At 61.8% G+C, this 12,936-nt stretch carries 8 protein-coding genes; 5 read left to right on the top strand and 3 right to left on the bottom strand.

Features of this window, described 5'->3' with window-relative positions:
- The first annotated feature begins 73 nt into the window (after positions 1–73).
- The 4 genes from ACVWSC_RS26240 (at position 74) to ACVWSC_RS26225 (ending at position 9,349) form a co-directional block, all read left to right on the top strand.
- Complete coding sequence (locus ACVWSC_RS26240) at positions 74–2,377, top strand: YgiQ family radical SAM protein (protein ID WP_442110175.1); 2,304 nt, start codon at positions 74–76, stop codon at positions 2,375–2,377.
- Positions 2,378–2,633: 256 nt separating this feature from the next.
- Positions 2,634–5,918: a transglutaminase family protein gene (locus ACVWSC_RS26235; RefSeq protein WP_442110173.1), complete on the top strand. Its 3,285-nt coding sequence runs from the start codon at positions 2,634–2,636 to the stop codon at positions 5,916–5,918.
- Between the two features lie 39 nt (positions 5,919–5,957).
- Positions 5,958–8,444, top strand: a complete 2,487-nt coding sequence (locus ACVWSC_RS26230) for a circularly permuted type 2 ATP-grasp protein (RefSeq protein WP_442110171.1) — start codon at positions 5,958–5,960, stop codon at positions 8,442–8,444.
- Positions 8,444–9,349, top strand: coding sequence for a transglutaminase family protein (locus tag ACVWSC_RS26225; RefSeq protein WP_442110169.1), 906 nt, complete (start codon positions 8,444–8,446; stop codon positions 9,347–9,349). The genes ACVWSC_RS26230 and ACVWSC_RS26225 overlap by 1 nt, the downstream gene beginning before the upstream one ends.
- On the opposite strand, the gene ACVWSC_RS26220 is transcribed toward ACVWSC_RS26225, so the two are convergent.
- On the bottom strand, positions 9,346–9,933 hold the full coding sequence (locus ACVWSC_RS26220) for an LOG family protein (protein ID WP_442110167.1): 588 nt from the start codon (positions 9,931–9,933) through the stop codon (positions 9,346–9,348). The two genes, ACVWSC_RS26225 and ACVWSC_RS26220, sit on opposite strands and share 4 nt — an antisense overlap.
- A gap of 349 nt (positions 9,934–10,282) precedes the next feature.
- Here ACVWSC_RS26220 and azu point away from each other — a divergent pair, with 349 nt between their 5' ends.
- The gene (azu, locus tag ACVWSC_RS26215; protein ID WP_442110166.1) at positions 10,283–10,729 is read left to right on the top strand and encodes an azurin; all 447 of its coding nucleotides are present in this window, start codon (positions 10,283–10,285) and stop codon (positions 10,727–10,729) included.
- Between the two features lie 73 nt (positions 10,730–10,802).
- Here the strand turns inward: azu and nadE are convergent, their stop codons facing one another.
- Positions 10,803–11,630: an ammonia-dependent NAD(+) synthetase gene (gene nadE, locus ACVWSC_RS26210; RefSeq protein WP_442110164.1), complete on the bottom strand. Its 828-nt coding sequence runs from the start codon at positions 11,628–11,630 to the stop codon at positions 10,803–10,805.
- Between the two features lie 3 nt (positions 11,631–11,633).
- The gene (pncB, locus tag ACVWSC_RS26205; protein ID WP_442110162.1) at positions 11,634–12,836 is read right to left on the bottom strand and encodes a nicotinate phosphoribosyltransferase; all 1,203 of its coding nucleotides are present in this window, start codon (positions 12,834–12,836) and stop codon (positions 11,634–11,636) included.
- Between the last annotated feature and the right edge of the window lie 100 nt (positions 12,837–12,936).

Genomic DNA, 12,936 nt, shown 5'->3' with positions numbered 1-12,936 from the left:
CGTCGGAATTGGTCATTTTTTGTGCTATATTCCGCGCCCGCGATTTTCCATCGATTAGCTACCGGTCACTGACATGCAAGCAGCCAAACCACTTTTCGACTATCCCAAGTACTGGGCCGAATGCTTCGGGCCAGCGCCTTTCCTGCCAATGAGCAGGGAGGAGATGGATCAGCTCGGCTGGGATTCCTGCGACATCATCATCGTGACCGGCGACGCCTACGTCGACCATCCGTCGTTCGGTATGGCCATCATCGGTCGTCTGCTGGAAGCCCAGGGCTTTCGCGTAGGCATCATCGCCCAGCCGAACTGGCAGTCCAAAGACGACTTCATGAAGCTTGGCGAGCCGAACCTGTTCTTCGGCGTCGCGGCCGGCAACATGGACTCGATGATCAACCGTTACACCGCCGACAAAAAGATCCGCTCCGACGACGCCTACACCCCGGGTGGCTTGGCTGGCAAACGTCCGGACCGCGCCAGCCTGGTCTACAGCCAGCGCTGCAAAGAGGCCTACAAGCATGTACCGATCGTCCTCGGCGGTATTGAAGCCTCGCTGCGCCGTATTGCCCATTACGACTACTGGCAGGACAAAGTCCGTCATTCGATCCTGATCGACGCCTGCGCCGATATCCTGCTGTACGGCAACGCCGAGCGGGCCATCGTCGACGTCGCCCAGCGTCTGTCTGCTGGCGAAAAAATCGAAGACATCACCGATATTCGCGGTTCGGCCTTCATTCGCCGTGACACGCCGCAAGGCTGGTACGAAGTCGACTCCACGCGTATTGACCGTCCGGGCAAGGTCGACAAGATCATCAACCCGTACGTCAACACCCAGGACACCCAGGCCTGCGCCATCGAGCAGGAGAAGGGCGAGGTCGAAGACCCGAACGAAGCCAAGGTGGTACAAATCCTCGACAGCCCGCGCATGACCCGCGACAAGACGGTCATCCGCCTGCCATCGTTCGAGAAAGTCCGTAACGACCCGGTGCTCTATGCCCACGCCAACCGCGTGCTGCACCTGGAGACCAACCCGGGCAACGCCCGTGCCCTGGTACAGAAGCACGGCGAAGTGGATGTGTGGTTCAACCCACCACCCATTCCGATGACTACTGAAGAAATGGACTACGTGTTCGGTATGCCCTATGCGCGCATTCCGCACCCGGCGTACGGCAAGGAGAAAATCCCGGCCTACGACATGATCCGCTTCTCGGTGAACATCATGCGTGGCTGCTTCGGTGGCTGCACCTTCTGCTCGATCACCGAGCACGAAGGGCGGATCATCCAGAACCGTTCCCACGACTCGATCATTCGTGAAATCGAAGAAATTCGCGACAAAGTGCCAGGTTTTACCGGGGTTATTTCCGACCTCGGCGGCCCGACCGCGAACATGTACCGCATCGCCTGCAAGAGCCCCGAGATCGAGTCGGCGTGCCGCAAGCCTTCGTGCGTGTTCCCCGGCATTTGCCCGAACCTGAACACCGATCACTCTTCGCTGATCAAACTGTACCGCAGCGCCCGTGCCTTGCCGGGCGTGAAGAAAATCCTGATTGCCTCGGGTCTGCGTTATGACCTGGCGGTGGAATCGCCTGAGTACGTCAAGGAGCTGGTGACGCACCACGTTGGCGGCTACCTGAAGATTGCCCCGGAGCACACCGAAGAAGGCCCGCTGAATCAGATGATGAAGCCGGGCATCGGTAGCTACGACCGCTTCAAGCGCATGTTCGAGAAGTACTCCAAAGAGGCAGGCAAGGAACAGTACCTGATCCCGTACTTCATCGCCGCGCACCCTGGCACCACCGATGAAGACATGATGAACCTGGCCCTGTGGCTCAAGGGCAACGGCTTCCGCGCCGACCAGGTGCAGGCGTTCTACCCGTCGCCAATGGCCTCGGCCACGGCCATGTACCACTCGGGCAAGAACCCGTTGCGCAAGGTCACCTACAAGAGCGACCCGGTCACCATCGTCAAGAGCGAGGCGCAGCGCCGCTTGCACAAGGCCTTCCTGCGTTATCACGACCCGAAAGGCTGGCCAATGCTGCGTGAAGCACTGGAGCGCATGGGCCGCGCTGATTTGATCGGCCCGGGCAAGCATCAGCTGATCCCGCTGCATCAACCGGCCACCGACAGCTACCAGAGTGCACGGCGCAAGAACTCCACGCCGGCCGGCAGCCATAAAGTGGGCAAGGAGCAGAAGATCCTCACCCAGCATACTGGCCTGCCACCACGGGGTAGCGACGGTTCCAACCCGTGGGACAAGCGCGAACAGGCCAAGGCGGCGGCATTTGCCCGCAACCAGCAGGCCGCCAAGGAGCGCAAGGAAGCCGCCAAGGGCGGTAAGGGCAAGAAAAAGCCCGCCCGCCAGCCGGTACTGCCGCGTTAAAAACGACATCAGTCGGCCCTGGTAGGAGCGGGCTTGCCCCGCGATAGCGATTTGTCAGCCACATCGCATCGCGGGGCAAGCCCGCTCCTACTTGTTTCTGGCAAAGCCTCAAATCTGTGCAACGCTTGCTCGGCAGCTTCGCGTTGGTGCGCACCGGATGCGACCGTACGAACTGCATGCAGGGAATCGCAGGCCTGGCCTCATGGCACAAGTCTTGCGCGGTTCCGCTACCGCTCAGGCTCGCAGGAGGCCCGCCGTGTCGATCCATGTCGCGTTGCATCATGTCACCCAGTACACCTACGACCGTGCCATCGAACTGGGGCCACAGATCGTCCGCTTGCGTCCGGCGCCCCACAGTCGTACGCGGATTCTCTCCTATGCGCTGAAAGTGCAGCCCGACGGGCACTTCATCAACTGGCAACAAGACCCGCAAGGCAACTACCTGGCACGCCTGGTGTTCCCGGAGAAAACCGACACGCTGCGGGTAGAAGTGGACCTGGTCGCCGAGATGGCGGTGTTCAACCCTTTCGATTTCTTTCTTGAGCCCTATGCCGAGACGATTCCCTTCAGTTACGGCAAAGATGAGCGCCATGAGTTGCTGCCCTATCTGGAGCAACTGCCACTGACGCCGGCGTTTGCCACGTACCTCGAGCGCATCGACCGCACCCCGAAGCCCTCCGTTGATTTTCTCGTGGCACTGAACCAACAGCTGAGCCAGGACATCAGCTACCTGATTCGTCTCGAACCCGGCGTGCAAACCCCGGAGCAGACTCTGGAGCTTAGCTCTGGCTCCTGCCGCGACTCGGCCTGGTTGCTGGTGCAGTTGCTGCGTCACCTTGGCCTGGCGGCACGTTTTGTTTCTGGCTACCTGATTCAACTGAGCGCCGATGTCAAAGCCCTGGATGGCCCGTCTGGCACTGAACAGGATTTCACCGACCTGCACGCCTGGTGCGAGGTGTACCTGCCCGGTGCTGGCTGGATTGGCCTGGATGCGACCTCCGGGTTGTTTGCCGGTGAAGGCCACATTCCCTTGGCCTGTAGCCCTGATCCCACCTCGGCGGCGCCCATCAGTGGCCTGGTTGAACCCTGTGAGTGCAGCTTCGCCCATGAAATGCGGGTGGAACGGCTGTGGGAGTCGCCGCGGGTGACGTTGCCCTACACCGAGGAGCAGTGGCAGGCCATCGTTGCGCTCGGGCGTCAGGTCGATAGCGACCTGAAAGCGGCCGATGTGCGCCTGACCATGGGCGGCGAGCCGACCTTCGTGGCGCTGGATGACCCCGACGGTGCCGAGTGGAACACCACCGCCCTGGGGCCGAACAAGCGCCATCTGGCCGCTGAGCTGTTCCAGCGTTTGTACCAGCACTATGCGCCCAAGGGGCTGGTGCATTTCGGTCAGGGCAAGTGGTACCCGGGCGAACAACTGCCGCGTTGGTCGCTCAATTGCTTCTGGCGGCGTGACGGCGAGCCGGTGTGGAACAATCCGGCGTTGATCGCCGAAGAACACCACGACTATGGCGCTGACAGCCTGTTGGCCGAGCGCTTTCTGGCCAGTGTTGCCGAGCGTTTGAAACAGCCAGCACGCTATGTGTTCCCGGCCTATGAAGATGCACTGTATTACCTGTGGCGCGAGGGCGGCTTGCCGGTCAACGTCAGCGTCGACAATGCGCGCCTGGATGATGAGATGGAGCGTGCACGGCTGCGCAAGGTGTTTGCTCAAGGCCTGGACAAAGTGATCGGCCAGGTGCTGCCGCTGGCGCGCAGTGCCGATCAGCAACGCTGGCAGAGTGGCCGATGGTACTTGCGTGAGCAGCATTGCCGCCTGGTTCCGGGGGATTCGCCGCTCGGCTACCGCTTGCCGTTGGCATCGCAGCCCTGGGTCAGTGCTGCAGAGTATCCCTTTGTGCACCCCACCGATCCCAATCAGGCGCAAGGCGACTTGCCCGAGCACACTGAACTGGCAGCAGCCAGTGAATCTCACGAGGTCGATGAGCAGGAGCGGCCAGCACCGCAGGTCGATGCATCGGCCGACTGGCTGACCCGCACGGCGTTGTGCGCCGAAGCCCGGCAAGGGCGCCTGTACCTGTTCATGCCGCCTTTGGAGCGGCTGGAAGACTACCTTGAGTTGGTCGCAGTGATCGAGGCTTGCGCCACGGAGCTGAATTGCCCGGTGCTGCTTGAAGGCTATGAGCCACCGGCTGACCCGCGACTGGTTAACTTCAAAGTGACGCCTGATCCGGGGGTGATCGAAGTCAACGTGCAGCCATCGGCCAGTTGGGACGAGTTGGTCGAGCGCACCGAGTTTCTCTACGAACAAGCGCGGCAAACGCGTCTGATCAGCGAGAAATTCATGATCGATGGGCGCCATACCGGCACTGGCGGCGGCAATCACTTTGTCCTCGGCGGCGCTACCCCGGCAGATTCACCGTTCCTGCGCCGGCCTGATCTGCTGCGCAGCCTGATCAGTTACTGGCACAACCATCCATCGTTGTCTTATCTGTTTTCTGGCTTGTTCATTGGCCCGACGTCGCAGGCGCCACGGGTCGATGAAGCGCGCAATGATGCTTTGTATGAACTGGAAATCGCCTTCGCGCAAATGCCTGCCCCCGGTGAACCGTGCGCGCCGTGGCTGGTGGACCGCTTGCTGCGCAACTTGCTGATCGATGTGACCGGCAACACCCATCGCGCTGAGTTCTGCATCGACAAACTCTACTCCCCGGACGGCCCGGCCGGGCGCCTGGGGCTGCTGGAACTACGTGCGTTCGAGATGCCGCCGCATGCGCGCATGAGCCTGGTGCAACAGCTGTTGCTGCGTGCGCTGGTCGCGCGTTTCTGGCGTGAACCCTATGCCCCCGCACGGCTGGCGCGTTGGGGTACCGAACTGCATGACCGCTTTATGCTGCCGCACTTCATTGAGCAGGATTTTGCCGATGTGCTGGTGGAGCTCAATGCCGCCGGTTATCCACTGCGTGCCGAGTGGTTTGCCGCGCATCTGGAGTTCCGTTTTCCCCGCATCGGCGATTACGCGGTCAAGGGCATCGAGCTGGAGTTGCGCCAGGCCCTGGAGCCCTGGCATGTGCTGGGCGAAGAGGGCAGTGGCGGGGGGAATGTGCGTTATGTCGATTCCTCGCTGGAGCGCCTGCAGGTCAAGGTCACCGGTATGAGTGCCGAGCGCTATCGGCTGACCTGCAACGGCGTTGCTGTGCCGCTGCAGGCCACCGGGCGGGTCGGAGAATGTGTCGCCGCTGTGCGCTACCGCGCCTGGCAACCGGCCAACTGCCTGCAGCCGACCATCCCCGTGCACGCGCCGTTGGTGTTCGACCTGCTGGACACCTGGATGGGGCGTTCGCTGGGCGGCTGCCAGTATCACGTGGCGCACCCTGGAGGGCGCAACTACGAGACCCAGCCGGTCAATGCCAACGAAGCGCAGAGTCGTCGTCAGGCGCGCTTCTTCAGGGTTGGACATAGCCCAGGCAACCTTCCGGTGCCAGCGATTGAAGTCGATGCAGAACTGCCCTTTACCCTGGATTTGCGCCGACACTGAGCGCTACTCTGAAATGACTCGCGGCCTTTGAGCACTGCCATGCCTGATCTGTTCGATGCCTACCCGCTGCAGTCGGGGACTTACCACGAAATGTTCGAGGCCCAAGGCCAGGTTCGCGAACACTGGCAGGGCGTGTGTAACTACTTGCAGCGCAGCGGGCCGGGGCAACTGGCTCAGCGTCAGGCCTCTTTGACCCGGCAGTTGCAGGAAAATGGCGTTACCTACAATGTGTACGCCGACCCCAAAGGCGCAGATCGTCCCTGGGAGCTCGACCTGTTGCCGCACCTGCTGCCTGCCGCGCAATGGCAACAGCTGGCCAGTGGCGTTGCCCAGCGGGCACGACTGCTCAATGCCGTGCTGGCCGACATCTACGGGCCGCAACAGCTGATCCGCGAAGGCTTGCTGCCCGCCGAACTGGTGTACGGGCACAACAACTTCCTGTGGCCCTGCCAGGGCATTTGCCCACCCGATGGCACCTTCCTGCACGTGTATGCGGTTGACCTGGCGCGCTCGCCTGACGGGCGCTGGTGGGTCACTGCCGACCGCACCCAGGCGCCCTCCGGTGCCGGGTACGCCCTGGAAAACCGCACTATCGTTTCCCGCGCCTTGCCTGAGCTGTACCGGGACCTGAAAGTGCAGCACCTGGCCGGGTTTTTCCACACCTTGCAGCAGACCCTGGTGCGCCTGGCCCCCAGTGAGCAAGAACCGCCGCTGGTGGTGTTGCTGACCCCGGGGCGTTTCAATGAAAGCTATTTCGAGCACTTGTACCTGGCGCGGCAACTGGGCTATCCACTGGTCGAGGGCGGCGACCTGACCGTGCGCGATGCCACGGTGTACCTCAAAACCCTCAGCGGCTTGCGCCGGGTCCATGCAATCATGCGCCGCTTGGACGATGACTTCTGCGATCCGCTGGAACTGCGCACGGATTCGGCACTGGGCGTACCGGGGTTGCTGGATGCCGTGCGCCGCGGCCGGGTGCTGGTGGCCAACGCCTTGGGCAGTGGCGTGCTGGAATCCCCCGGGCTGCTGGGCTTTTTGCCGGCAATCAACCAGCGTTTGTTTGGCCAGGCGTTGAGTTTGCCGTCGATAGCCACCTGGTGGTGCGGTGAACCGCCGGTGATGGCCAAGGCGCTTGAGCGCTTGCCGCAGTTGCTGGTCAAGCCAGCGTTTCCTTCACAGAGCTTTACCCCGGTGTTTGGCCGCGACCTTGATGCGCGCCAGCGTCAGGCGCTTGCCGAGCGGATACAAGCGCGTCCCTATGCCTATGTGGCTCAGGAGCTGGCGCAGTTGTCGCAGGCGCCGGTATGGCAGCAGGATCAGGGTCAGGTGCATGCGCGGGCGATTGGCATGCGTGTGTATGCGGTGGCTTCGGCAGAGGGGTATCGGGTGTTGCCCGGCGGCCTGACCCGGGTGGCGGCGCTGGCCGATGCCGACGTGGTGTCGATGCAACGCGGCGGTGCCAGCAAAGACACCTGGGTGCTGGGCGAAGCGGCGCCCGTCGGTGAGCAGTGGCGGGCCCAGCGCACGTTGGGCGTCGCCGACCTGGTGCGCAAAGACCCGTACCTGCCCTCACGGGTAGTCGAAAACCTGTTCTGGTTCGGGCGCTATTGCGAGCGTTGTGATGCCAGTGCCCGCTTACTGCGGATTATCCTCACCCGTTATCTGGACGGCGATGACCCCTTGGCCCTGCAGGCGGCAGTAACCTTGGCCGATGAGCTGTCGCTGATGCCCGAGGAGGGCAGCTTGCCTGAGCGCTTGCGCACCGCCCTGGCCGACAGCGACTGGGCCTTCAGCCTCAGCGCCAATCTGCAGCGCCTGCAGTGGGCCGCGTCGCAAGTGCGCGGCAAGCTGTCGCGAGAGAACTGGCAGGCGTTGGTGGAATTGCAGCGCGAAACCCAGAGTCTTGATGATCAGGCGGCAGACTTCGGTGAGCAGGTCGATTTTCTCAATCGTCTGGTGATGTCCATGGCGGCATTGTCGGGCTTTGCCCTGGACGACATGACCCGCGATGAGGGCTGGCGCTTTCTGATGATCGGCCGCCGGATCGAGCGCTTGCAGTCGCTGTGCAGCAGCCTGGCCGCCTTTCTGCGCGGGCCTGCGGTGCTTGATCAAGCGGGGCTTGAGTGGTTGCTGGAACTGGGCAACAGCAGCATCACCTACCGTTCGCGTTACCTGGCAGTCGCCCAGCTGATTCCAGTGCTCGACCTGCTCCTGCTTGATGAGCAGAACCCCCATGCCGTGCTGTTTCAGCTCAACCTGTTGGTACGCGCCTATCGCCGCTTGTGTGACGAGTTCGCCAGCCAGCCCGACCCAGGCCTGGCGTTGCTGGCCGAACAGCTCAAGCATTTCGATTTGCATAGCCTGGAGGGATCGCTGTTCGGCACGGACAGCGTCCACGCGGTGCTTGCCGGGCTGGCGGACCTGCTGCACGGCATTGCCCTGGCCAGCGGGGAAATCTCCGAGCGCCTGGCCTTGCGCCACTTTGCCCATGTCGATGATGTCAGCCAGCAAACGGTGTCGGTGTGATGAACAGCGCGCATTATCAAGTGATTCACGACACCCATTACCGCTATGACAGCCCGGTGTCGCTGGCCCAGCAACTGGCACACCTGTGGCCCAGGCCGTGCGCCTGGCAGCGCTGCACGGCGCAGGTGCTGCAGGTCAGCCCGACCCCGACGCAGCGGCGTGATGAGTGGGACGTGTTCGGTAACCCGCTCACGCGTCTGGCTTTCGAACGTCAGCACGAGCAGCTACGGGTAGTGGCACGTCTGCAGGTCGAGGTATTGCCTCGCTGCGAGCTGCAGTTCAGCGCCTCACCGGCCTGGGAGCAGGTGCGCGATGCCCTGACCTACGCCAGCCAGCCGCTGTCGGGTGAGCACCTGGAAGCGTGCCGCTATCGCTTTGAATCACCCTATGTACGCCTCAAACAACGTTTCGTGGCCTTCAGCGAGTCGTGCTTCGGTGCGGGGCAGCCGTTGCTGGCGGGCGCGCAGGCGCTGATGGAAAAAATCTTCAGCGAATTCACCTTCGATGCCGAGGCCACCCAAGTGGCCACGCCATTGGTGGAGGTGCTTGAGCGCCGTCGTGGTGTCTGCCAGGACTTCGCGCACTTGATGCTTGCCTGCTTGCGTTCGCGTGGGCTGGCGGCGCGCTATGTCAGTGGTTATTTGCTGACTCGCCCACCGCCGGGGCAGCCACGGCTGATCGGGGCGGATGCCTCGCATGCCTGGGTGTCGGTGTATTGCCCGGTGCAGGGGTGGGTCGATTTTGATCCCACCAATAATCTGCGCCCTGCGCTGGAGCACATCACCCTGGCCTGGGGCCGGGACTTTTCCGATGTGTCACCGTTGCGCGGGGTGATCCTCGGTGGCGGCAGTCATGACCCGCAGGTGCAGGTCACGGTGATGCCGCTGGAGGATGGGCAGCCTTAGTCAGGTTTCTTGTCGACCCACTTGGGGGCGATGGGGGCTTGATAGCTGTCCATGGCGTCGAGCAACTGAGAGGGGCTGTCGGCCAGTTTCAGCATGGCGCGGTGCTGAGGGCGTACGAAGCCTTCTTCGACCACATGGTCGAGGAAACTGCCCAGCTTGCTGTAGAAGCCGTTGACGTCGAGCAGGCCCAGCGGTTTGGCGTGGTAGCCCAGTTGGCCCCAGGTCCACACTTCGAACAGCTCTTCGAGGGTGCCCAGGCCGCCCGGCAGGGCAACGAACGCATCGCTCAGCTCGGCCATACGCGCCTTGCGCGCGTGCATGCCGTCAACGATTTCCAGGCGGGTCAGGCCGTTGTGGCCGACTTCAGCATCTTTCAGCGCCTGGGGAATGATGCCGATGACTTCGCCACCGGCGGCCATCGCCGCATCGGCAACGATACCCATCAACCCCACGGCACCACCGCCATACACCAAGGTCAGGCCGCGTTGAGCGATGGCCTGGCCGAGGGCGATGGCCGCCTCGCGGTAAGCTGGGCTGACGCCGCTGCTGGCGCCACAGAACACACAAACGGAACGTACAGACATTGCTTCTCTCCAGTTACAAGCCGACACAGAGTAAAGCGCATGCCTGAGGCTTCCAAGGCCGGATTCATTCGGCAGAGGACAGCTCGCACGCGACCCCGCTTGCACCGCAGGCATAGCTGGCGAGTAGACTGTGCAACAAGCGACTAAAGGACATGTTGATTGCTCCTGAATGAGAGGTTGTCTCATCGTCCCTTAATGGCGCATGATGTGCTCTTTGATTGGCTGTATACAATCCATAGAACAATTCTACTGACTGGCCCTTGGCCAGCCCCTTGATCCATATCAGGGCTGGGCTGAAGGGTTTCAGGCAGTCTGCAAACTGATCAAAACCCTGCCAAGGAGATTCACGATGTTTGCCAAAGTTGTTGCCGTATCCTTGCTGACCCTCGCCAGCGCTCAGGTTTTCGCCGCAGAGTGCAAGGTCACGGTCGACTCTACCGACCAGATGTCTTTCAACACCAAGGACATCGCGATCGACAAGAGCTGCAAGCAATTCACCGTCGAACTGACCCACTCCGGCAACCTGCCGAAGAACGTCATGGGCCACAACCTGGTGATCAGCAAAACGGCTGACATGCAGCCTATCGCGACCGACGGTCTGAGCGCCGGTATCGACAAGCAGTATCTGAAGGACGGCGATGCTCGTGTGATTGCCCACACCAAAGTGATCGGCGCTGGCGAGAAAGATGAGGTGACTTTCGACGTGTCCAAGCTGGCTGCAGGCGAGAGCTACGGCTTCTTCTGTTCGTTCCCAGGCCACATCTCGATGATGAAAGGCACCATTACTCTGAAGTAATTCGGGGCCTTTTGATCGCGGGGCAAGCCCGCTCCTACAGGTTTGTAGGAGCGGGCTTGCCCCGCGATGCATTTCACGGCGCGAACGGCATCTCGCGCTTGTGCCGGGTCTTCTCGTAAGTCCCCCGGATAATCGCAAACGCCTCTTCGCTCACCGGTTCACCGTGCAGAAAGGCATCGATCTGCGCATAGGTCACGCCGTGCGACGCTTCATCCGGCTTGCCCGGTGCCAGGTCTTCGAGGTCGGCAGTAGGCACTTTCTCCACCAGTGATTCCGGCGCGCCAAAGCTGCGTGCAATCGCCCGCACCTGGTTTTTCACCAGCCCGCTCAACGGCGCCAGGTCGCAGGAGCCGTCACCGAACTTGGTAAAGAAGCCCATCACCGCTTCAGCGGCATGGTCGGTACCAATCACCAGCCCGCCACGGGCACCGGCAATGGTGTACTGCGCCACCATGCGCATCCGCGCCTTGGTGTTACCCACGACGAAATCGACCATTTCCGGCTTGCCGTTCTCCAGCGCCTGCACCTCTTTGGCCAGCGCCTGTACCGCTGGCGCGATGTTCACGGTGTGTATCTCGTCCGCCTTGATGACGTCCAGGCAAGCCTGGGCGTCGTGCTCATCTTGCTGGACGTGATACGGCAGGCGCACCGCAATGAAACGGTAGGCCGCGTCGCCGGTCTCGCTGCGCAGCTCGTTGATCGCCCGTTGGGCCAACAACGCAGCGGTCAACGAATCAACGCCGCCACTGATCCCCAGTACCAGGGTTTTCAGCCGGGCGTTGTTCAGGCACTGCTTGATGAACGCCACACGCCGGGTTACTTCGGCATCGAGCGCGGCGCGGTCGGCAAACGGCGGCTGAACCTTGAGCGCTTGCGCAATCTCTTGCTGAACGGCTTGCATGAATTACTCCTTGGGCACTTTGAATACGTGGCGCAGGTAGGCGACGAAATTTTCGTCGCGACATTGAGTTTTGGCGGCCTCGTCGGAAATCTTGGCGACAGGCTGGCCGTTGCAGTCGGTCATTTTAAGCACGATGTTCATTGGCGCCACCCCGGGAATGTCACAGGTCAGGTTGGTGCCAATGCCGAAGCTGACGTTGATCCGGCCACGCAGGGCGCGGAAGATCTCCAGTGACTTGGTCAGGTTCAGGCCATCGGAGAACACCAGGGTCTTGGTCATCGGGTCGATTCCCAGCTTGCGGTAGTGGTCGATGGCTTTTTCCGCCCAGCGCACCGGGTCACCCGAGTCATGGCGCAGGCCATCGAACAGCTTGGCGAAGAACAGGTCGAAATCGCCGAGGAAGGCATCCATGGTGATGCAATCGGTCAAGGCGATGCCGAGCAAGCCGCGGTACTCGCGTACCCAGCAGTCGAGGGCGGCGATCTGGCTGTCGATCAACCGCGGGCCCAGTTGTTGGTGGGCCATGATCCATTCATGGGCCATGGTGCCCAAGGGTTTGATATCCAGCTTTCGTGCCAGGTGCACGTTACTGGTGCCGACAAAACGTGCAGGGAAGTCTTCCTTGAGCACTCGCACCACTTCTTCCTGAACCTTGTAGGAGAAGCGTCGGCGGGTACCGAAGTCGGCCACCTGCAGCTCGGCCAATTCGTCACCGCTGGCGTGCGCCTTGAGCCAGTCGAACTTGCGGTACAGCTGGTCGCGAGCATCGCTGAGTTTGACCTGCGGGTAGCGCTGGCGGTTACGCACTTCGCTGATGATCGCCAATAGTGGCACTTCAAACAGGATCACATGCAGCCAGGGGCCGCGCAGGCGCAGGAACAGCTGACCGTTCTCGATGCCCAGTTGCAAGTAACGAAGATTGAAGCGGAACAGGCCGAGAAAACGCAGGAAGTCCGGCTTTATGAAGGTGATCTGCTCAAGAAAGTTGAGTTGGCCGTTGGCCAGGTTCAGTTCACATAACAGATCGATCTGTTCACGAATCTGCTCCAGATAGGGGCGCAGGTCTTCGCCATTACGGCAACGAAACTCCCATTCCACCTCAACGTTGGGGTAGTTGTGCAGGACGGCCTGCATCATGCTCAGTTTGTAGAAATCCGTGTCGAGCAGGTTTTGCACGATGCGATCGGCGAAGGCGCTCTCGCTCATAAGGGGCTCCGATAGGGGCGCGCGCCATCACCAGCCAGCGACGACACACAGACCTCGCCATTGTGCCAGCCTTTTTCCACAGGTGGGGCAGGCACGCCTC

The sequence above is a fragment of the Pseudomonas sp. NUPR-002 genome (assembly GCF_056322725.1).
Note: the sequence above shows the minus strand (reverse complement) of the source record. Positions and strands in the feature narration are given on the sequence as shown.

Coding starts and splice junctions, on each gene's coding strand:
- ACVWSC_RS26240 (WP_442110175.1), top strand. CDS start 74: ATGCAAGCAGCCAAACCACTTTTCGACTATCCCAAGTACTGGGCCGAA.
- ACVWSC_RS26230 (WP_442110171.1), top strand. CDS start 5,958: ATGCCTGATCTGTTCGATGCCTACCCGCTGCAGTCGGGGACTTACCAC.
- ACVWSC_RS26225 (WP_442110169.1), top strand. CDS start 8,444: ATGAACAGCGCGCATTATCAAGTGATTCACGACACCCATTACCGCTAT.
- ACVWSC_RS26220 (WP_442110167.1), bottom strand. CDS start 9,933: ATGTCTGTACGTTCCGTTTGTGTGTTCTGTGGCGCCAGCAGCGGCGTC.
- azu (WP_442110166.1), top strand. CDS start 10,283: ATGTTTGCCAAAGTTGTTGCCGTATCCTTGCTGACCCTCGCCAGCGCT.
- nadE (WP_442110164.1), bottom strand. CDS start 11,630: ATGCAAGCCGTTCAGCAAGAGATTGCGCAAGCGCTCAAGGTTCAGCCG.
- pncB (WP_442110162.1), bottom strand. CDS start 12,836: ATGAGCGAGAGCGCCTTCGCCGATCGCATCGTGCAAAACCTGCTCGAC.